The organism is Shewanella jiangmenensis, assembly GCF_018596335.1.
In the GTDB taxonomy this organism is placed as follows: Bacteria; Pseudomonadota; Gammaproteobacteria; order Enterobacterales; family Shewanellaceae; genus Shewanella; species Shewanella jiangmenensis.
This window is the reverse complement of sequence record NZ_JAHEPS010000002.1, coordinates 365,790-384,215: the sequence shown is the minus strand read 5'-3', so window position 1 is coordinate 384,215 and position 18,426 is coordinate 365,790. Positions and strand designations below refer to the sequence as shown.

Here is an 18,426-nt window from a genome sequence, read left to right as displayed (position 1 = left end):
AACGCGTCGCTCGGCGGCCGTAGCCAAAAGCTTCGCTCAGCGGCTGTCGCTCAAAAAACCAAGCCAGCTTTTCAGCGCCGCTTCGAAATCCTCAAGCCCGCAGCTGGCCTCAAGCTCGGCGTCATACAGCGCCATGCCCTCATCCAATTCGTCCTGATTGTCGTAACCCAGCACATTGGCGTACACCCGCGCCTGCTCGGTATCCAAATCCAGACTGAACTCACGCCCGCTGCGGTGCCACTCGCGCAGGCTCCCGGCAGCAATTTTCGAAATCGCCTCCAGCACAGCGCCAATCGCGGCCTTGTCATCCCCCAGCTCTTCACCAAACCAACGCCCCATCACCTCATGCTCCATACTGAAGCAGGCCATTACGGCGCCATCAAGGCTGTTGCGGCGAAACTCGTACTCCATGGTGAACCTCTCACTCAAACGTTATTGTGACATTTTACCCCAAGCGCCCCACTCTTGCCTCCCAAGTGCCACGCAGGACTTGAATCAGCTACCCGCTCTGGGCTAGTGTCAGGGAAATTTTGGAAAGGAAACTGATTATGTCACAGGGCTTTGTACACAGTCTCTGGTTGTCTGGCGAACATGCCGGAGAGGAGCTGACCCGCGAACAGCTTGGCAACTGGAGCGCCGATCAGGGCTGCATCTGGGTGCATCTGAACTACCATTCCCGCGACGCCAGAGAGTGGCTGCAAAGCACAGATTTGCCCAAGCTGGAAATTGATGCCCTGCTGTCGCGGGACACCCGCCCCCGCGCCATCAGCGGCGAAGGCGGCCTGCTGCTGGCGCTGCGCGGGGTAAACCTTAACCCAGAATCCGCCCCAGAAGACATGGTGGCGCTTAGATTGTTTGCCGATAAGTCGCGGGTTATCAGCACCTGCAGGCGCGGCCTGCAGTCTGTGACCGAAATCGGTAATGATATCCGCGCCCGGGTGGGCCCAAGCTCGCCATCTGAAGTGATCCTGGCCCTGTGTGAGCGCCTGACGCTGCGCAAGACCGAGTTCATCGACAGCCTCGAGGAGAAGCTTGACGATCTGGAGGAGCTGGTGGTGTCGGGTAATGCCAAAGACCTTCGCAACGACATCGCCGAGCTTCGCCGGCAAACCGTCACAGTGCGTCGCTACCTTGCGCCGCAGCGGGAAGCCTTTTCGACGCTGCAAACGGAAACCGGCCACCTGTTCAAAAAGAGTGAGCAGCTCAGAATGCGCGAAATTCGCGACCGCCTCACCCGCGCCATTGAAGATTTGGACGCGCTGAAAGACAGAGCCAGCGTGACCCAGGAAGAGCTGATGGGGCGCCAGTCGGAAGAGCTCAATACCCGGCTGTATTTTCTGTCGCTGGTCACAGCGGTGTTTTTGCCGCTGGGCTTTTTAACCGGTTTGCTTGGGGTCAATATCGGCGGCATCCCCGGCGCCGACACGCCCTGGGCCTTCGCCGCCTTCTGCGGTTTGCTGGTGCTGTTGGTGGTGGTGCAGCTGCTGCTGTTTTACCGTAAGCGCTGGTTCTGATCCTGCGCCCGCTTAGAAACAAAAATATTAGCGATAAAAATCAGCAACAAAAAAGACGCCCTCGGGCGTCTTTTTCGTCAAACCAAACCCGGATTAATGGGCGTGGCCGTCTTCGGCTTTGGCTTCTGCTTTCGCTTCGGCAGAGGCTTTTTCCACAGACACCAGCTCAACTTCGAATACCAGAGTAGAGTTAGGTGGAATGGTGCCGTTGTCGCGATCGCCATAAGCCAGCTCAGCCGGGATCACGAAGCGGTACTTGGAGCCAACTGGCATCAGCTGCACGCCTTCGGTCCAGCCTGGGATCACGCGGTTCAGCGGGAACTTGGCGGTCTGGTTGCGATCGTATGAGCTGTCGAACTTGGTGCCATCAATCAGGGTGCCAACATAGTGCACTTCCACTGTGTCTTCAGCGGCAGGCTTCTCACCGGTACCGGCGGTCAGCACTTCGTACTGCAGACCAGACTCAGTGGTGGTCACGCCTTGCTTGGCCTTGTTGGTTTCGAGGTACTTTTTGCCTTCTTCGGCATTCTTGGTAGCCAGGGCTTCAGCCTGAGCCACACGCTTGTCGTTCAGCTTCTTGTCGAGGTTCTGCAGTACGGTCTGCATTTCTTCTTCGGTCAGCTTCAGGGCACCGTTCAGGCCGTTGGCAAAACCTTCAACCACCAGAGCGCGATCGACTGGCAGACCCAGTTCTTCCTGCTCTTTGATATGGCCAGACATATAGTTACCGATAGAAGCACCTACGCTGTAGGCTTCTTTATGGGCTTCGGAAGTCAGGGCAGTAGCTGGAGCAACTTCAGTTGCTTTTTCTTCTTTATTACAAGCAGTTAAACCAACAACAGCCAGGGCGACCAGAGAGTATTTATAAATAGATTTCATTGAAGCTTCCTTAGCATCCTCAAGTGGTTACAATAACCATAATTAAGCAAACCGACCCACTTTATACTAGTTATAAGGCTTATGCCATGGGGCAAGCGCAAGTGGGCCGGTCCTTATCATCAGTCAGCAGTGAGACCAAACCATGTGGAGAAAGTTCATCGCTGGATATTTTGCCGCCATGCTCGGCGCACTGGTCGCAGGCTGCGCTCCGGTGGCGCCCGACAAGGTGCTGGTACTGACCGAATCCCCAAGCTATGGCGCCATGCTTAACCAAAGCAGCACCGAAGCCCTGCTCAGCACAGAGGATAACGGCGTTGAGCTGTGGCAGCTGTCTCCCAAAACCCTTAAACACCGCTGGCAGCACGGCGCCGCCGGCAATGAGTCAGTTGAACTCGCGCTGTCGCAAAACGGTGAATTTGCCGCCTCATTAAGCCGCGATTCAGTTGCCCTGTGGCGTACTGCCGATGGCGCTCAGGTTGGCTGGTGGAGCCTGCCTGAGCCGGGGCAGAGTATTGCAGTGGCCAATCAGGGCAGTTTGCTGATAGCGCTGGTGGATGGCTCGGTAATGTCCCTCGTTGGCGGCCAGCAAAAGCTCATTCGCTTTTTGGGCCACAGTGAAAAGGTCAACAGCGTTGCCCTGTCGGCCGATGGCAGACTGGCGCTCAGCGGCGGCAACGATTACCGCGCCATCCTGTGGCAGGCGTCGACCGGCCAGCCCATCAGCGAGCAGCAATTTGGCGCGCGGGTCTTGAAAGTCGCATTGTCAGCCGATGGCAGCCAGGCCTTTGCCGCCGACGCCAAGGCCGATGCGCGGATTTTTGCCACTGACTCGGGCAAAGAGGTCAGTCGCCTCAGGATAAAACAGCGCAGCCTCACCTTTTCTTCGGCGCGCTTTAGCGGCGATAACCAGCTGCTGCTGACCGGCACCCCGTTTCGTGAGGTGATGCGCTGGCAGGTTAGCGATGGAAAATTGCTCACTCGCTGGCAGGCCGGACTGTCAACCCGCCCCCAAATCAAGGGCGCCGTTGTATACTCGGTGGCAACAAGCGATGACCCCGGCGTGGCGGCGGTCAGTATCAGCAGCAGTGGCAAAGTCGAGTACTGGCCCCAGAGGTAAGAATGCAAACAGACTATCAGGCACTACAACGAGAGATTGAAGAACTGCAAACCAAGCTCGCTTTCACCGAAATGACGGTTGAAGAGCTGAACCAGGAAGTGATAAAACTCAATGAACTGGTGGCGAGGCAAAGCCATTCCATGCAATTGATCGTCAGTAAGCTTCAGGCCATGGAACCGAGCAACATAGCCACAATGGCAGAAGAGACGCCTCCGCCACATTATTGATTTCAAGGACGAGCATGTTTGCGCCCACCCCCCTGCCAATTTGCGTAACAGGCGACCCGGTGCTGTATCAAATCGCCGCGCCTGTGACCGAGTTTGATGCCAGACTCGAAGCCCTTGCCCACAGCGCCATGGTCACCATGGATGCCGCCAAGGGCGTCGGCATTGCTGCGCCGCAGATTGGCGTAAGCCTGCGCTTTTTTATCGTCGCCTCCCGCGCCAACGAGCGCTACCCGGATGCGCCGAACATGGCGCCGGTGGTCATGGTCAATCCCTGCATACTTGCTGCGTCAAATGAGCTTGTCGCCGGTGAGGAAGGTTGCCTGTCGGTGCCCGGTAAACGCCTGTCTATCCTGCGTCATCAGTGGCTCGATGTAAGCTGGCAAAGCCTTGATGGCGAAACGCACCACGCCCGGCTTGAGGGTTTTGTGGCGCGGATATTCCAGCACGAACTCGACCATCTCGATGGCATTACCCTGCTTGAACGGATTGAACGCCAGCACAAGGAGCCTGTGCCATCATGAGACATATTGCGCTGCTGACGCTCGCATTCAGCCTTGGCGGCTGCGCCATGGGCAGCCTGTTTATCAGTTACCCGTCACAGATGGCGCCGGTAAAGCAGGCGCTGTCGAGCCAGACACCACTTGCGCCCCTTGGTGACCTCGCCAAAGAAATCGACTCGCAGGACGGCCTGCTGTACGCCCAGGAAGCGGGCCGGGTCGCCCAGGTTGGCGGCGATTTCAGCGCCAGCAAAAGCTATTATCAGGCTGCCATTGCCGCCTATAACCGTTTTGACGATAAGGCCACGGTCAGCGTCTCCGGCATCGGCGCCAGCGCCGGTAGTCTGGTGCTGAACGATAACGTCATTCCCTATCGCGGCCCGGGCTTTGAGCGGGTAATGCTGCATCAATATCAGGCGCTCAACTACCTGATGCAGCGCGAGTTTGATGGCGCACTGGTGGAAGTTCGCCGCGCCAACGAGCTGCAGGATCTTGAGCAAAAACGCTACGCCAAGTCGAAAGACTCGGTCAAAGCCATGGCCAACGGCACGGTGGACGCCGAGATGGACCGCCTCGGGCGAGAAGCGGGCAGCGTAACCAGCTCGTTTATGAACGCCTACAGCTACTACACCACAGGGCTGCTGCACGAACTGCTTGGCGAAGAAAACGATGCCTACATCGACTATCGCAAGGCGGCGCAGATTTTCCCCGGCAACCCCTTCCTCGAGCAGGATTTGGTCAGACTGGCGAAAAAGCTCGCCATGCCGCAATACGACGAGTTCAAAAGCCGCTTTGGCGATGCCAAATTGCCAGAGGCCAACGACGGTGAGGTTATTTTACTGCTCGAGCGCGGCTTTGTGCCGGAAAAGCGCGCCATCACAGTACCTTTTACCATTCACGACAATTGGCAAACCGTGTCGCTGCCAACCTATGGCGGCTCTTACGGCCAGTTGCCACCGGCGACCATCAGCGGTCTAAAAACGCCGCTGACCACAGCCACCATCGCCAATATCGATGCGCTGGCAATCACCGCCCTGAAAGAAGACTTGCCGATGTTGCTGGTGCGTCAGGCCGCGCGGGTGTATGCCAAGTCGGAGTTAACCCGCAGCGTCGAGAGTCAGAGTAAAAAGCAGCGCAACGATTTTGACGGCGCCGCCATTGCAATGCAGATTTTCAACGTGGTCAGTGAACAGGCTGACCTTCGCAGCTGGCTGACCTTACCGCGTCAGGCACAAATTGCCCGCCAATATTTGCCCCAGGGTGAATATCGGCTCAGTATCGGCGGCCAAAGCCATGCCGTGCAGGTACAGGCAGGCGCTGCCACCCTGGTGTGGGGCATTGACACAGGCAATAACATCCGGTTTTATTCAATCAACATCAAAAAGTAAATGGAACTGACTATGAAACACTTCAAACTGATTTTCATCCTGGCCGCCTCGCTGGGCCTCGGTGCCTGTCAATCCAAAGTCGAGTACGGCGATGCCACGGAAGTGGAAACGGTTAACGAGAACTTCGGTTCCACCGATCTGCAGGCCATCACCTCCAAGATGGTCGACAGCATGCTGACCTTCCCGCCTGTGGTTGCCATCACCGCCAAAGAACGTCCAATCATTTTCGTGGACAAAATCAAAAACAAAACCTCAGAGCATATCGACACCGAATCGGTCACTGACTCCATCAGCAACAAGCTGCTGCGCTCAGGCAAATTCCGCTTCATCGACATGACCAAGGTAGACACAGTGCGCAAGCAACTGGATTACCAGAACAACTCCGGCATGGTTGACCCATCAACCGCCATCCAGTTCGGTCGTCAAATCGGTGCCCAGTACATGCTGTACGGCAACCTGTCGAGCATAGTAAAACAGGAAGGCAGCACCAAGGACGTGTACTACAAGGTCACCATGCGTCTGATGGATCTGCAAACCGGCCTGATTGAATGGTCTGACGAAAAAGAAATCCGCAAGACCAAGTCCAAGTCGTTCCTTGGCATGTAATCTTGCGTTAAGCACAAAAAAACCAGCGCACTGCGCTGGTTTTTTATTTGGGCCGTACGCTTACAGCTAAAGAGAATATGCTTACAGCAAAAGGCCATCGGCTTAGAGCAAAAGGCCGCCGCCCGCAGCAAACGCCGCCACCAGCGCGAGTATCGGCAGCTTAAGAAGCTTTAGCGCAGCCACCCCAAGGATAATCAGTGCCACATCACGCGGCCCACTCACAGCCGAAGTCCAGATGGGCTGATACAGGGCGCTGAGCAGCAAGCCCACCACAGCAGCATTCACACCGGCAACGGCGCCGGCAATACGCGGCCGCTGACTGAGCCCCTGCCACGCGGGCAGGAAGGCGAGGATAAGTAAAAAGCCCGGTACAAAAATCCCCAGCGTCGCGATAAGGGCGCCCGCCACACTGTCACCGGTTGCGGCATCGGCACCCAAAAAGGTCGCCAGGGTAAACATGGGGCCGGGGATGGCCTGGGCCGCCGCGTAACCGGTGAGAAACCTGTCCGGCGACATCACCGCCTCAAAATGTCCCTCAAGCAGCGGCAGCACCACGTGGCCGCCGCCAAACACCAAGGAACCCGCCTGAAAACCCACGGCGCCAAGCCAGGCGGCCGAGCCGGGTGCAAGGGTCGGCAGCAGTGCCACTGCCGCAAGCAGCAGCGCCGCAAAAGCGCCAAGCCAGCCCCAGCCAATACCGCGCACCGGCGCCGCATCGCCCTCGCCGCGCACCAGCAGCCGCGAGCCAATAATGGCCGCAAGCAGCAGCACGGCAAACTGCATTAAGCTGCTGCCAACCAACAGCAGTGATGCCGCACTTGCCGCCATCAAAAGCTTAGCGGCCGTGCTTTGGCAAAACTGGCGGAACATACCAAGGCAGGCATCGAGCACCACCACTACAGCCAGCAGTTTCAGGCCATTAATCATGCCGTTAAACCACTCCTGCCCCAGCACATTGGCGCTGGTCACGGCAATCAGGTACATCAGCATCGCCGATGGCAGGGTAAAACCGATAAAGGCCGCCAGCGCGCCGCCAAGCCCGCCGCGACTTAGCCCAATGGCAAAGCCCAATTGGCTGGAACCCGGCCCCGGCAAAAACTGCGACAGCGCCACCAGCGAGCCAAAGCGCGCTTCATCTATCCAGTTAAGCTCTTTTACAAAGGTTTGCCGGAAGTAACCGATATGGGCCGCAGGGCCACCGAAACTGGTGAGGCCCAACATAAAAAAACGGATGAAAATCTGCCACATGAAGCAAAACTCAGGCTGATGGAGGTTAAGGGAATTATGCCATTTTAGCGCCAGAGTGTGACACTTTTAGCCGGGCGGGCGCCGATTTTGTACAAATTTGTGACAGCCAGAAGATCTTTGCCTGAGCCGTTGAATTGCAAAATAAACCTGTCAAAACACTGTGGCGGAACCATGTAGCATTTTGTACACCTGTACCAAAATTTGCTTTATCTCACGGCACTCTTTGGTAGTCTGTGAACCAAAAGGTGCCCCAAGAGCACCGCTTTTTCTGAGTCACACACAGGCATCAACACCAATAATGAAGCGTTTGTTCACACTACTGCTGCTCCTTTGCACCAGCGTTTCGGCCTTGGCTGAAGCGACGCAAGATGCAGCAGACAGCGACACACTGCAGCAGGTCAGCGCCGGCGACTGGCAGTTTTCCCTTGCGCTTGGCTATGGCGTGCTGGAAAACCCCCGGGCCAAAACCGACAATATCAGCACCTATGTGCTGCCAAGCTGGTATTACTACGGCGAGCGGTTTTACGTCGAAAACCTGACCCTGGGTTACAGCCTGTATGAAACCGACTGGATCTCGGTCGATGTCCAGGGCCAGCCCAACGAAGACGGCATCTTTTTCGAGTTTGATGGCGTAGGCAAATTGCTGCTGTCAGACATCATGGGCTTTACCCCGTCGCGGGAGCCTATCACCCGCCCAAGTAAAGCCGTCGAACCGCCACCGGCTGTGGAACGCAAAATCTCCTACCTCGCAGGCTTAAGCGCCACCTGGTACACCCCGGCGTTTGATCTGACCTCCGGCCTTTTTTACGATGTCACCGGGGTGCATAACGGTTATGAGTGGCAGCTCAGCGCCAAAAAGGCTTTTGTCTGGTCATGGGGCGCCATCGGGCTTGAAGCCGGCGGCGTGTACAAGAGCGCCGAGCTGGTGGATTACTACTATAACGCCCGAAAAGAAGAGTTTACCCGCCCCATTCGCTTAAAACCGCTTGAAGCCGCCACCAACTGGCATGTGAAAGCGGTAGTCAATGTGCCGCTCAGCGACAGTCTTATGCTGGTCGCCACGTTAAAGCACACCGCCCTTGGCGACAGCATCCGCGACAGCGTGCTTATCAGCGCCGACAGTTACTTCGCCGGCTTTGTCGGCGTCAGTTATCAATTTTAAGGAGGCGAGATGAAGATAATCCTGTCACTCATCCTCCTGTGCATCGGCCTTGTGCCCGGCAGTATGCCGAAGGCGGCCGAGCTGAAAGTTACGCCCAAGGCCTGCGCCACCAGTGCAGACAACCTGCCCTGCCGCTTTGATGTGTCGGTCACCTACGCCGGAGAGCGCGAGCAGGACCTGTGCCTGTGGCTTAAACATGAAACCGGACCACGCCGCTGCTACACAGGCCTAAAGGAGCTCAGCGAGCAATTGTCGCTGGCACTGGAGCAGGATACCCAGGTCGAAATCCGCGACATGGAATCGCGGGTGCTGCTGTCGGCCGACCTGTCGGTGGCACTGTTTCAGCCACCGGTGAAACGTAAACGGAGGGGACTCAATTGGGATCTGCTGTAACACCCGTACTGCTGCTGATTGAAGATGATCTGCCACTGGCCGAACTCATCATTACCTTCCTTGAGAATCAGCAATTTACTCTTATTCACGCCGATTCCATCGAGGCGGCGCTCAAGGCCTGCGACGGCAAAACCATCGACCTCATCATCTGCGATGTGATGTTGCCCGGACAGGATGGCTTTGCCGCCTTTCCGACCTTAAGCCGCAAGTTTGCCGCGCCGGTGATTTTCATGACCGCCCTTGCCAACACCGAAGATGAAATCCACGGCCTTGAGCTTGGCGCCGTCGATTACATCACCAAACCCGTGATGCCGGGGCTGCTGCTTGCGCGCATCAACGCCAGGCTCAGGCGCCAGTCAAAGCCTGACAAACTCATCTGGCAGCGGGGCGAGCTGCAACTGCACCGCGCCCACCAGCAGCTGAGCTTTGGCGAAAGGCACTTTGAACTGACCACCCAGGAAACTGAGCTGCTGTGGATTTTACTCAGCCGCATCGATGAAGTGCTGAGCCGCGAATTTTTGTTTGAGCGCTTTATTGGCCGCGAATACGACGGCCTGGATCGCGCCATGGATCTGAAAATCTCCCGCCTGCGGCGCAAACTGGAACAGTTCAGGATCCCGGGGCTCAACATCCGCACCGTCCATGGCCGCGGCTATGTGGTGAACTTTGCCGGCGAGGAGTCATGAAGCCGCAGCTGCTGCGCCTGTTTGTGCTTATCATCGCCTCCTGCGCCCTTATCGTCTGGTCGTTCAACCTCATCTACAGCGCCTTTGACGACGCCTACGGCTATAACCTCGATGCCGAGGCGCTGCTGCGCCAGGGCTCGCTGGAATTTCGCGACATTCCCGCAGGCCATATCGCCTTTTCCGCCGAGCTGATGGAAAAATTAGCCGCAGGGCAGCTGATTTCACTCGGCCGCGAAAATGGCGAAAGCTATTATTATCAGCAGCTTGAAAATGGCGATCTCAGAGAAATGGGGCCTGTGGTATCCCGGCCTGGCAGCGATAAAATCACCGCGCTGATCCCTTTGCTTTACGCCAGCCTCGCGCTCACCATATTGCTGCTGATAGGCCGGGTTTTCAAAGATTTAAGCCTGCTGCAATCCAAGGCGCTGTCCTTTGGTGACAGCCCGCAGAAGCTGAAAACCGGGATCCGCCCCCGCTCCGCCATCTACCCGCTGGCACTTAGCTTTGAAACCATGACGGCGCAAATCATGGACTTTTTGCAGCTGCACAAAGACCTATCCCGCACCATCTCCCATGAAATCCGCACCCCCTTGTCACGGATGCGCTTTGCGCTGGAGCTATCACGGGAACAGCTGCCCGAGCAGTACCTGAGCCGGTTGTCGCAGGATATAGATCAGATTGAAGAGCTGACCCGCAGCTACCTCTCCTTTGCCCAGGTTGAGCATCAGCAGCATAAGCAAACCCGCCAATGGCTCGATGCCGACGCCTTTATGGCGGATTTACTCAGTAAATTCAGCATCTACGCCGACAGGTTCCAGTTCAGCCTGCAGCTCGATTGCCAGGCAAGCGGCGGCAAAATCCAAATCGATCCGCTGTCAATGGAGCTTGCGGCGCAAAATCTTATCGCCAACGCCCTGCGCTACGCCGGCAAACAGATCCGCATCAGTCTGCTGGCAACCGAGCGCCACTGGACGTTGACTGTCGCCGACGACGGCCCGGGCTTTGATGATAAAGGCAGCGAACTGCGCCGCGCCTTCGAGCGTGGTCAAAAGGAGCAAAGCTCAGGTTACGGACTCGGACTTTACATCGTCCGCAAGATTGCCATCTGGCATCAGGGTACAGTAAAAATCAAGCGCGACAGCGACCTTGGCGGCGCCGCCATCAGCCTGCGGTGGCGCAGGCCGGTTTTCTGAAATCGGTTTTGCCGCGCAAAAGAGTAGAGCAACCAAGTCCAGTTTGCTGCGCCCTTGGCTTGAATCAATCGACTTTAGTGAGCAGACACAGCACTTCAAAGTGGTCGCTGTGGGGGAACATATCAAAGAGCTGCACTCTGGCGATGCGATAGCCGTCGATGGCGCGCAAATCCTTGGCGAGGGTCTCGCCGTTGCAGCTTGAATAGATGATGGCGCGGGGACCAAAGGCGCTTAAGCTGGCACACAGCTCGTCACCAATCCCCCGGCGCGGCGGGTTGACTATGATGACCTCAGGCACGCTGGCAGCATCGCTGCCCTTGGCAAAATCGGTGGAATCCAGGGCGCTGAAGCTCAGATTTTCAAGCCCCATGCTCCTCGCCGACATTCTGGCGCACTCGATGGCCTCGGCTTCAATCTCGATGCCGGTTACCGGGAAGGTATCACTGGCGCAGTGCAGGCCAAATCCGCCAACACCACAAAAAAGATCCCACAGGCTTTCGGGCTTAAGCTCATCCACCCAGGCCGCAGCAGTGGCATAAAGCGCCGATGCGACCTCTGGGTTGGTCTGAAAAAAGCTCTTGGGGCGAATATACAGCGGCACGGCATTGAACACTTCCTCAAGGCGCGTGGCGTCGGTGAGGAATATCTCTTCGTCGCCCTCGAGGCGTGCCATGTGCACCGGCTGCAGGTTGACCGACACCACCTTGATGGCAGGAAAACTGGCGAGCAGCGCCGGCAACTCGCGCTCGATACGGTGAATAGCATCATGGCTTCGCAGCACAAAACGTAGCATAAACTCGCCGCGCACGGCGCTGCGGGTCAGCAAAACAAACTTAAGCTCGCCTTTGGCTTTATCGACCCGATAGGGCGGAATGCCCGCGCGGCGCACAAAGGCTTCAAGCTCAGCGAGCAGCACCTGCATATCGGCAGGATACAGCGGGCAGGCGGTGAGGCTTAGGGGTTTACCGCCCGGGCCGGGAATGCCGAGTACCGGCTCATGGGCCGCGCCCATCACTACCATCTTGGCCTTATTGCGAAACCCGAACTCCGGGCCACTGACCGGCGGCAAAAAGGCATCGACGTTCAGCCCGGCAAGCAGCGATTCGAGTTTTTGCTGCTTGTCAGTGAGTTGCTCATCCAGACTTTTTGCCATAAATCGGCACGACTGACACAGGCCTTTGGCAAAGAATTCACAACTCACGTTTGGCTCTCCCGTTTAAAATCGGCGCACACTTTAGCCTGTTTGGCCGATAAAATCATCCCGCGGCGGCGCAATTGCCAGCTTAAGTTTATCGACATTGGCAATTGGCTGGCGTGGCCCAAGGCTCGCGGTAATCCAGCCCAGCACATCGGCCGCACTGCTTCTGAAGGTGGTGAGTTTGCCGCCATAAATGCTCAAAAGCCGTGGATGGGTCGGGTCGAGATGCATCAGAGTATCCCGCGGTGCATGAAAGGCATCACCGGGAAGCTTTGGCAGCACCCTCACCCCGCAAAAACTGCCGCAGATAAAAGACTCAAGCGCCGCCACATCGCCTTTTTGCGGAAAGTAATGGCTGTAAAGCGACAGCAAATAGCGCTTTTCGGCCTCGGTCACCGCCACAGTGTCAAGGGAGCTTAAGCGGGTTTCAGTGGTGCCGACCAGGGTTTTGCCGTACCAGGGCATCACAAAGACCACCCGTTGGTCGATGGGGGACTCAAGATACAAAATGCCGTCAGGCGGCGGCAGGTCGAGCAGCAAGTGCGCGCCCTGCACCCAGTCAATCGCCAGTTTGGCCACCGGCGGACTAACACAATCCAGCAGTTGATTGACCCAGGGGCCGCAGGCGTTTACCACCAGCGCAGCACGCACCTCGGCTGGCACTGGGGCTTGTCCGTGTTGAAAATGCTTAAGCAGGCTCACCTGACAGCCATCTTTGCCATGGCTGATGGCGGTAACTTCAGTGTGCTCACAAAGGCGGGTGCCAAGCAGCAGCGCGCTGTGGGCAACCGCCTGACACAAGCGACTGTCGTCAGTCTGGGCATCCCAATACTGGAACACCGCCTCAAGGCCATCGGTTTTCAGGCCGCAAAGCGTTTGCCAGTTTTTCGCCGGTACACGCCGAAAGCGGCCAAGGGGGTCAAATTCACTGAGTAAACCGTAGAGGGACAAGCCGGCGCGAATCGTCAAAGCGCCGCGCTTGCTGGTTCGATAAACCGGGATATAAAACGGCACGGGTTTAACCAGCTCTGGCGCAAGCTCAAGCAGCTTACGCCGCTCTTTGAGTGACTTACGCACCAGATCGAGCTGAAAGCTTTCAAGGTATCTGAGCCCGCCGTGGATAAGCTTGCTGGAGTTGGCTGAGGTTTCGCTGCCAATCAGGCCGCGCTCCACCAGGGTAACGCTGTAACCGGCCGCCGCCGCAAACTGCGCCACGCCCACACCGGCAATACCGCCACCGACCACCAGCACATCCATGTCTGTCATCATGCTCATTTGCGCTTCGCCGTTGCTGCCTTGTCTGTATGACAATAGTCAGAATTTTCGAAAGTTTACAGCTCCCGCTCAAGCAATTTGGCCGCCTTGTCGCACAGCCTTTTAAGCTCGGCGAGCTCTTCAAGACCTGTGCCCACCATGCAGCGCATCCGGTCGGGAATATCACGGGCGCCGCGTTTAAGAATACGGCCATCGTCGGTCAGGTGCAGTACCCGCACCCTTTCATCCTGCTCGCTGCGCCCACGGCTGATAAGGCCCTTTTGCTCGAGGCGTTTCAGCAGCGGCGTGAGCGTGCCCGAGTCCAGATGCAGCCGCTCACCCAGCGCCTTGACACTGAGCCCTTCTTCTTCCCACAGCACCAGCATCACCAGGTATTGTGGGTAAGTCAGCCCCAGACCATCGAGCACAGGGCGGTAGGCGCGGATCATGGCATTACTTGCACGGTACAAAGAAAAACAGACCTGACGGTCAAGCGCCAATGGATCTTGCATCTTGCGCTCCAATTTAAGTTGCACACAAATTAGTTGTGTTATAACAAAAAAAATCTGCCCATGGCGAGGAAAAAGTGACAGACGTAAAAAATTTTTTTCAGCCAAAATCCTGACGCCATGCCGCAGAGAACCGCCTTCACGCCGCTCTTTTTGCGGTGTCCTTTTTCTGACGTTTACCCCCGTCGCAGCCGCCGCTTTTTTTGGCCGGTTCTCAAATTGAAATCAGGCTAACAATGTCTTAAATTGACCACCAAAAATAAATAATAAACAGTACAATATTCTTTACGGAACCCTGATGTTAAAACATATTTCTGCACTTATCTTAATATTGGCATTTAATGCCAACGCTAAATGTCTGGACAGAACAGAACTCGGCCTTGTGAGTTTTGACAGGAACAGTTCGTACTTTGACGCCAGTGGCGGCAACACCCTAAAGCAGCTGATTGAGTCTTCGCAAACGCAGGCGAGCAGCAATAAAGGTTACCTTTTAATCGAATTTGAATTCGACCGTGAGCTTGGCAACGCCGACCTGCAAAAATACAACATGTGGCTTGCTGAGCGCCGGATTGAGCGGGTAAAGGAGTTTCTGAGCAAAGGCGGTTTCGGTTCGGCCATGGTCAGCCGCATTCTCACCGCCGGCAACGCCGAAAACCGTGATGTGCGGCTCTTTTGGTGCAATGAACCCGAGATGCCCGCCGAGCAAATGCTTGCCGATGTCACCCCCGCCCCGCGAGAGCCTTTCATCAAAGCGCTCTGAGCACCCAAAAGGCCTTCTCACGAAGGCCTTTTGCTTCTCATAATCGGTTCATTTTCTGATGCAATTTACAGTTTTGACAGGCCGATTTAGCCCCTGCATGCGTTTTCGTTAAAGTAGTAACAAAGGTTTTGTTTTGCGGTTTTGTTTTGCGCCCGGCAATACCGGGAAGGGAGGCCATATGGTCCGCGCTATCTTTGTTACGCTGTTGATGCTGTTTGCCAGTATCAGTTTTTCATCCTATGCCCACGAAGGACATTCGCCGGACAACCCGCTTTGGCACGCAAAGGACGCCAGCGGTAAGCCTGTGGTCAAACTGTATTTTTTCTGGTCCAAGACTTGCCCACACTGCGCTGAGGCGCATCCCTTTATCGATGAACTGCCGAAAAAGTACCCCTGGATTTCGCTGGAATCGGAGATGATCACCGCCCCCGGCGCGCGGGATAAATGGCAGCAAATCGCCTCGGCAACCGGCACAGACACCCGCTCTGTGCCCTTCTTTGCCATTTGCGGCAAAGCCAGCATAGGCTACAGCAGCGCCGAAGTAACAGGTGCCTTTTTGGTATCGCGCCTGAAGGAATGCTACTTAAGCCTTGGCGGCGTGCTCGATGCCAGCGACGATACACCTGTTACTGCGCCAGCGGGCAATGCGCCACTTTTTGGCACCTGCAGCTCATCAACCGAGGCGGGCACCTGTGACTCAGGCGCTGACACCTCCGCCAGCAGCAATGTGCAACCGGTGGAGCTGCCCTTTATCGGTGTGGTGACACCGGATCAGTTATCTCTGCCGCTGCTGACGCTGGTACTTGCCGGGGTCGATGCCTTTAACCCCTGCGCCTTCTTTGTGCTGCTGTTTTTGCTGTCGATCATGGTCAACGCCAAGAGCCGCAGCCGGATGCTGATTGTCGGCGGCATCTTTGTGTTTTTCTCAGGCTTTATTTACTTCCTGTTTATGACGGCCTGGCTCAACATGTTTGAACTCCTTGGCGCCGACGGTGATGGCGGCACCATTATCCTTGCCGCCGGGGTGCTGGCACTGGTAGCCGGCAGCCTTAACATCAAGGACTTTTTCTTCGAAAAGGGTGAAGTCACCCTGTCGATGTCGGCCGAAAAGCGCACTGGTCTTATCAAGCGGATGGGCAAGCTTTCCAGCGCCAGCTCCATGACCGCCATGATAATAGGCACCACAGTACTGGCCATCCTTGCCAACGCCTACGAGCTGCTGTGCACCGCCGGTTTCCCGATGATTTACACCAGTGTGCTGGCGATGCACGAACTGCCGTCAACCGAACGCTATTTTTATCTGGTGATGTACAACCTGGTGTATGTGATCCCGCTGGCGCTGATTGTGCTGGTATTTGCCCTGACCCTGGGCAAACGCAAGCTCAGTGAGAAAGAGGGCGAGTCGCTCAAACTCATGTCCGGCGTGATGATGGTTGGCCTTGGCGGCATGCTGGTGTGGGATCCGACCTCACTGCAAAACGTAGCGCTGGCCATCGGTCTGATTGTGGGCTCTATCCTGCTGACGACTGTAATTTTACTTGGTCGTAAGCTCTTGGCTACAAAGGCGGCGAGCCAATAATCGCCCGGGCGAACCATACGGCGCCTTGCAAATCAGGCCTCGGGGGCTAAAGTTTACTGGCAGGGCGCCGATAAAAGGTTTCGGCCACCATTGGAGAAGTACATTATGGCGATGTCCATCAGCACAGCAAATATCGAACCGAACCTGAGCAACGGCGCGGTTGGGGTTAAGGTTGCCCAGCTTGCCAAAGAGCAGCAAAAAGTTGAGGGGCAAATTGCCGTGGATTTGATTAATGCCGCTACCGCGCCTGCACCCAAATCCGCCCCGGTGGGCAATATCGGCCACAACATCGATACCACCGCCTGAGCTTTACACTAAGGTTCAAGCTTTGAGGTTCAAGCTTCGAGGCTCAAGCTTCGAGGGTAAAAGTTCAGGGCTTAACCCATAACGCCGGCAATTGCCGGCGTTATTGTTTGTAAACTTATCGACTTATCGACCTAGCGACCTATCGACCTATCGACCGACTTATCGACTCGCAGCCTTGCTCGATGAAACTTGAAACCTGCAACTGTGCCATTAAATCAGGCACGGGCTCAGCAAGCTCAGGGTAGTCAACAAGCAACTCGCCGACTTTCGTCCTTAACATCAGAGCCTGAACTGGGACGTGGCACTTTGCAGCGCATCAGCAAAGTCAGATAAGCCTGAAGACAACTGCTGCACCTGACTTAGGATACTGAGGGTGTGCTCGAGAGAGGAGTTCATGTCCACCACGTTATCTACCACCAAGGATGCCACCTGAGACTGCTCGTCAGTCGCCTTGGCAATATGGCTGTTCATGGCGGTAATACTCACAATCTGCTGCTGAATGCTCTCCAGCGCCCGGCCGGTTTTCCCCGCATGCTCTTCATTTTCAGACGACTTGCTCATTGCCGTGTTCATGGTACTGACAGAAGACTCCGCCGCGCCTTTAAGCCGGGTCAGCACTTCGCGGATTTCTTTGGTGGCATCCGCCGTTTTCGATGCCAGCGCCCGCACTTCATCGGCCACCACCGCAAATCCCCGCCCCTGCTCACCCGCCCTCGCTGCCTCAATCGCGGCATTGAGCGCCAACAGGTTGGTTTGCTCAGCAATGGAGGTGATCACGTTCAAAATGGATGTCACACTCTCGGTATCTCGCGCCAGCTCATTGATGGAATTGGATGCCTGGGCAATTTCAGCGTTCAGCTCGCGGGAAATACTCATGGTGCGCTGCACCACCGCCATCCCGCTCATCGCCTCTTTTTCGGCAATTTTGGCCGCTTCCGCCGCCTGGCTGGCATTGTGGGATATGTCGGTCACAGAATGGCGCATCTCTTCCATTGAGCTTTGCACGTTGCGGGCATCACGGCTTTGCTGCTCGGTTGCTGCGCTTGCCGCTTCCATTTTGGCATTCAAATCGTGGGCGCTGTCCAGCAGCGGTGCGGTTACATTTACCACCCGCTGAATCGACTCGGCCAGTAAGCCAAGAAAGCGGTTAAAGTTACCGGCCACCTGCCCCAACTCATCGTTGCTGCTGACCGGCAACTGGTCGGTCAAATCACCCTTGCCGTCGGCAAGCTCCCCAAGAGAACGCGCAACGCCTTTGGCACTTTGGCTGATGGCGCGCCCAATCGACATAGTAACCACCGCCATAATAAGCAGCAGCCCTACTCCCACCGCCATGGTCAGCCATAGGCTGTTTTCGGAGCGCTCGGCTGCCTCCCTGATGGTGTTTTGAAATTCCTCAACCTTGGCCTGCTTGTAAGCCTGAATTTGCCTCAGAACCCCTTCATAGGCGGCACTTTTTTGCTGGCTTACGGTGGCAATATTGGCCATATCGGCGGTGCCGTCCAGCATGCTTTTGGCGAGTGATGAGGTCATTTGCTTGTAGTCAGCAAGCTCTGTGCTGATGGTCTTAAGATCGGCTGATTTGAGTGTGTCAGACTCAAACAGCAGCCCCAGATTATTGGCCAGCTCCTGATAGTGGTTGCCCGCCTGCTCGAGCAGCTCTTCATCGGCCAGCGACACCGCCTGGGTGTAAACCTCATCAAGACGCTGCACCAACATGACATTCTGGTTGGCAAGCTCCACCCGCTGATAAATCTTCTGCTCCATAAAGTCGAGTGTGGCGCGATTTTTACTGATGGACACCAGACTGATACCGAGGTTAACCATAAAAATGGCCACCGACAGCACAAACACCACTGCAACTTTTTTGAATATGGAAAGGTTATTGAACCACGACATGGGCAGCCCCC

Annotated in this window: 20 protein-coding genes; 13 read left to right on the top strand and 7 right to left on the bottom strand. The window is 56.2% G+C overall.

Annotated features, from left to right (window positions below):
• Positions 1-36 precede the first annotated feature (36 nt).
• Positions 37-411 carry a YacL family protein gene (locus KJI95_RS07150; RefSeq protein WP_214506493.1) on the bottom strand — a complete coding sequence of 125 codons (375 nt, stop codon included), beginning with the start codon at positions 409-411 and terminating at the stop codon, positions 37-39.
• A 137-nt stretch (positions 412-548) separates the two neighbouring features.
• On the opposite strand from KJI95_RS07150, the gene KJI95_RS07145 reads away from it, so the two are divergent.
• Positions 549-1,514, top strand: coding sequence for a zinc transporter ZntB (locus tag KJI95_RS07145; protein ID WP_214506492.1), 966 nt, complete (start codon positions 549-551; stop codon positions 1,512-1,514).
• 93 nt (positions 1,515-1,607) lie between these two features.
• Here KJI95_RS07145 and fkpA read toward each other — a convergent pair whose 3' ends face one another.
• Complete coding sequence (gene fkpA / locus KJI95_RS07140; protein ID WP_214506491.1) at positions 1,608-2,393, bottom strand: FKBP-type peptidyl-prolyl cis-trans isomerase; 786 nt, start codon at positions 2,391-2,393, stop codon at positions 1,608-1,610.
• Between the two features lie 142 nt (positions 2,394-2,535).
• On the opposite strand from fkpA, the gene KJI95_RS07135 reads away from it, so the two are divergent.
• The 5 genes from KJI95_RS07135 to lpoB are packed head-to-tail and all read left to right on the top strand — an operon-like array spanning position 2,536 to position 6,228.
• Entirely contained in the window at positions 2,536-3,510 is a 975-nt protein-coding gene (locus KJI95_RS07135) for a WD40 repeat domain-containing protein (protein ID WP_214506490.1), read from the top strand.
• A gap of 2 nt (positions 3,511-3,512) precedes the next feature.
• Positions 3,513-3,737, top strand: coding sequence for a SlyX family protein (locus KJI95_RS07130; RefSeq protein WP_214506489.1), 225 nt, complete (start codon positions 3,513-3,515; stop codon positions 3,735-3,737).
• A gap of 14 nt (positions 3,738-3,751) precedes the next feature.
• On the top strand, positions 3,752-4,258 hold the full coding sequence (def, locus tag KJI95_RS07125) for a peptide deformylase (RefSeq protein WP_214506488.1): 507 nt from the start codon (positions 3,752-3,754) through the stop codon (positions 4,256-4,258).
• Positions 4,255-5,622: a COG3014 family protein gene (locus KJI95_RS07120; RefSeq protein ID WP_214506487.1), complete on the top strand. Its 1,368-nt coding sequence runs from the start codon at positions 4,255-4,257 to the stop codon at positions 5,620-5,622. The genes def and KJI95_RS07120 overlap by 4 nt, the downstream gene beginning before the upstream one ends.
• 12 nt (positions 5,623-5,634) lie before the next feature.
• The gene (gene lpoB / locus KJI95_RS07115; protein WP_214506486.1) at positions 5,635-6,228 is read left to right on the top strand and encodes a penicillin-binding protein activator LpoB; all 594 of its coding nucleotides are present in this window, start codon (positions 5,635-5,637) and stop codon (positions 6,226-6,228) included.
• Positions 6,229-6,330: 102 nt separating this feature from the next.
• On the opposite strand, the gene chrA is transcribed toward lpoB, so the two are convergent.
• Positions 6,331-7,476, bottom strand: coding sequence for a chromate efflux transporter (gene chrA / locus KJI95_RS07110; protein WP_214506485.1), 1,146 nt, complete (start codon positions 7,474-7,476; stop codon positions 6,331-6,333).
• A 298-nt stretch (positions 7,477-7,774) separates the two neighbouring features.
• Here chrA and KJI95_RS07105 point away from each other — a divergent pair, with 298 nt between their 5' ends.
• From KJI95_RS07105 to KJI95_RS07090, 4 genes are read left to right on the top strand one after another with little or no spacing between them, the layout of a single operon-like run.
• Positions 7,775-8,638 (top strand): MipA/OmpV family protein, encoded by an 864-nt coding sequence (locus tag KJI95_RS07105; protein WP_214506484.1) that lies wholly within the window; start codon positions 7,775-7,777, stop codon positions 8,636-8,638.
• A gap of 9 nt (positions 8,639-8,647) precedes the next feature.
• Positions 8,648-9,031, top strand: a complete 384-nt coding sequence (locus KJI95_RS07100) for a DUF3019 domain-containing protein (RefSeq protein WP_214506483.1) — start codon at positions 8,648-8,650, stop codon at positions 9,029-9,031.
• Positions 9,016-9,717, top strand: coding sequence for a response regulator transcription factor (locus KJI95_RS07095; RefSeq protein WP_214506482.1), 702 nt, complete (start codon positions 9,016-9,018; stop codon positions 9,715-9,717). The genes KJI95_RS07100 and KJI95_RS07095 overlap by 16 nt, the downstream gene beginning before the upstream one ends.
• On the top strand, positions 9,714-10,910 hold the full coding sequence (locus KJI95_RS07090; protein WP_214506481.1) for an ATP-binding protein: 1,197 nt from the start codon (positions 9,714-9,716) through the stop codon (positions 10,908-10,910). Before KJI95_RS07095 ends, KJI95_RS07090 begins: the two co-directional genes overlap by 4 nt.
• A 64-nt stretch (positions 10,911-10,974) precedes the next feature.
• Here KJI95_RS07090 and rlmC read toward each other — a convergent pair whose 3' ends face one another.
• The 3 genes from rlmC to ohrR all read right to left on the bottom strand — a co-directional run bounded on the left by rlmC (position 10,975) and on the right by ohrR (position 13,874).
• Positions 10,975-12,111 (bottom strand): 23S rRNA (uracil(747)-C(5))-methyltransferase RlmC, encoded by a 1,137-nt coding sequence (gene rlmC, locus KJI95_RS07085; protein ID WP_214506480.1) that lies wholly within the window; start codon positions 12,109-12,111, stop codon positions 10,975-10,977.
• Between the two features lie 33 nt (positions 12,112-12,144).
• Positions 12,145-13,374: a glycerol-3-phosphate dehydrogenase/oxidase gene (locus tag KJI95_RS07080; protein WP_214506816.1), complete on the bottom strand. Its 1,230-nt coding sequence runs from the start codon at positions 13,372-13,374 to the stop codon at positions 12,145-12,147.
• Between the two features lie 65 nt (positions 13,375-13,439).
• A complete protein-coding gene (gene ohrR / locus KJI95_RS07075; RefSeq protein WP_214506479.1) occupies positions 13,440-13,874 on the bottom strand; it encodes a transcriptional regulator OhrR in 435 nt (144 codons plus the stop codon).
• Positions 13,875-14,253: 379 nt separating this feature from the next.
• On the opposite strand from ohrR, the gene KJI95_RS07070 reads away from it, so the two are divergent.
• The 3 genes from KJI95_RS07070 to KJI95_RS07060 all read left to right on the top strand — a co-directional run bounded on the left by KJI95_RS07070 (position 14,254) and on the right by KJI95_RS07060 (position 16,516).
• Positions 14,254-14,631 carry an OmpA family protein gene (locus KJI95_RS07070; RefSeq protein WP_214506478.1) on the top strand — a complete coding sequence of 126 codons (378 nt, stop codon included), beginning with the start codon at positions 14,254-14,256 and terminating at the stop codon, positions 14,629-14,631.
• A gap of 178 nt (positions 14,632-14,809) precedes the next feature.
• On the top strand, positions 14,810-16,210 hold the full coding sequence (locus tag KJI95_RS07065) for a thioredoxin family protein (protein WP_214506477.1): 1,401 nt from the start codon (positions 14,810-14,812) through the stop codon (positions 16,208-16,210).
• A 105-nt stretch (positions 16,211-16,315) separates the two neighbouring features.
• Positions 16,316-16,516: a cytoplasmic protein gene (locus tag KJI95_RS07060; protein ID WP_214506476.1), complete on the top strand. Its 201-nt coding sequence runs from the start codon at positions 16,316-16,318 to the stop codon at positions 16,514-16,516.
• A 279-nt stretch (positions 16,517-16,795) separates the two neighbouring features.
• Here the strand turns inward: KJI95_RS07060 and KJI95_RS07055 are convergent, their stop codons facing one another.
• Positions 16,796-18,415: a methyl-accepting chemotaxis protein gene (locus KJI95_RS07055; RefSeq protein WP_214506475.1), complete on the bottom strand. Its 1,620-nt coding sequence runs from the start codon at positions 18,413-18,415 to the stop codon at positions 16,796-16,798.
• Positions 18,416-18,426: the final 11 nt, after the last annotated feature.

What these genes read in the sequence shown, in the direction of transcription:
- KJI95_RS07145 (WP_214506492.1), top strand. Translation starts at nt 549, where the DNA reads ATGTCACAGGGCTTTGTACACAGTCTCTGGTTGTCTGGCGAACATGCC.
- KJI95_RS07105 (WP_214506484.1), top strand. Translation starts at nt 7,775, where the DNA reads ATGAAGCGTTTGTTCACACTACTGCTGCTCCTTTGCACCAGCGTTTCG.
- KJI95_RS07130 (WP_214506489.1), top strand. Translation starts at nt 3,513, where the DNA reads ATGCAAACAGACTATCAGGCACTACAACGAGAGATTGAAGAACTGCAA.
- fkpA (WP_214506491.1), bottom strand. Translation starts at nt 2,393, where the DNA reads ATGAAATCTATTTATAAATACTCTCTGGTCGCCCTGGCTGTTGTTGGT.
- def (WP_214506488.1), top strand. Translation starts at nt 3,752, where the DNA reads ATGTTTGCGCCCACCCCCCTGCCAATTTGCGTAACAGGCGACCCGGTG.
- KJI95_RS07150 (WP_214506493.1), bottom strand. Translation starts at nt 411, where the DNA reads ATGGAGTACGAGTTTCGCCGCAACAGCCTTGATGGCGCCGTAATGGCC.
- KJI95_RS07090 (WP_214506481.1), top strand. Translation starts at nt 9,714, where the DNA reads ATGAAGCCGCAGCTGCTGCGCCTGTTTGTGCTTATCATCGCCTCCTGC.
- KJI95_RS07055 (WP_214506475.1), bottom strand. Translation starts at nt 18,415, where the DNA reads ATGTCGTGGTTCAATAACCTTTCCATATTCAAAAAAGTTGCAGTGGTG.
- chrA (WP_214506485.1), bottom strand. Translation starts at nt 7,476, where the DNA reads ATGTGGCAGATTTTCATCCGTTTTTTTATGTTGGGCCTCACCAGTTTC.
- KJI95_RS07065 (WP_214506477.1), top strand. Translation starts at nt 14,810, where the DNA reads ATGGTCCGCGCTATCTTTGTTACGCTGTTGATGCTGTTTGCCAGTATC.
- KJI95_RS07135 (WP_214506490.1), top strand. Translation starts at nt 2,536, where the DNA reads ATGTGGAGAAAGTTCATCGCTGGATATTTTGCCGCCATGCTCGGCGCA.
- lpoB (WP_214506486.1), top strand. Translation starts at nt 5,635, where the DNA reads ATGAAACACTTCAAACTGATTTTCATCCTGGCCGCCTCGCTGGGCCTC.
- KJI95_RS07080 (WP_214506816.1), bottom strand. Translation starts at nt 13,374, where the DNA reads ATGACAGACATGGATGTGCTGGTGGTCGGTGGCGGTATTGCCGGTGTG.
- KJI95_RS07100 (WP_214506483.1), top strand. Translation starts at nt 8,648, where the DNA reads ATGAAGATAATCCTGTCACTCATCCTCCTGTGCATCGGCCTTGTGCCC.
- KJI95_RS07060 (WP_214506476.1), top strand. Translation starts at nt 16,316, where the DNA reads ATGGCGATGTCCATCAGCACAGCAAATATCGAACCGAACCTGAGCAAC.
- ohrR (WP_214506479.1), bottom strand. Translation starts at nt 13,874, where the DNA reads ATGCAAGATCCATTGGCGCTTGACCGTCAGGTCTGTTTTTCTTTGTAC.
- KJI95_RS07120 (WP_214506487.1), top strand. Translation starts at nt 4,255, where the DNA reads ATGAGACATATTGCGCTGCTGACGCTCGCATTCAGCCTTGGCGGCTGC.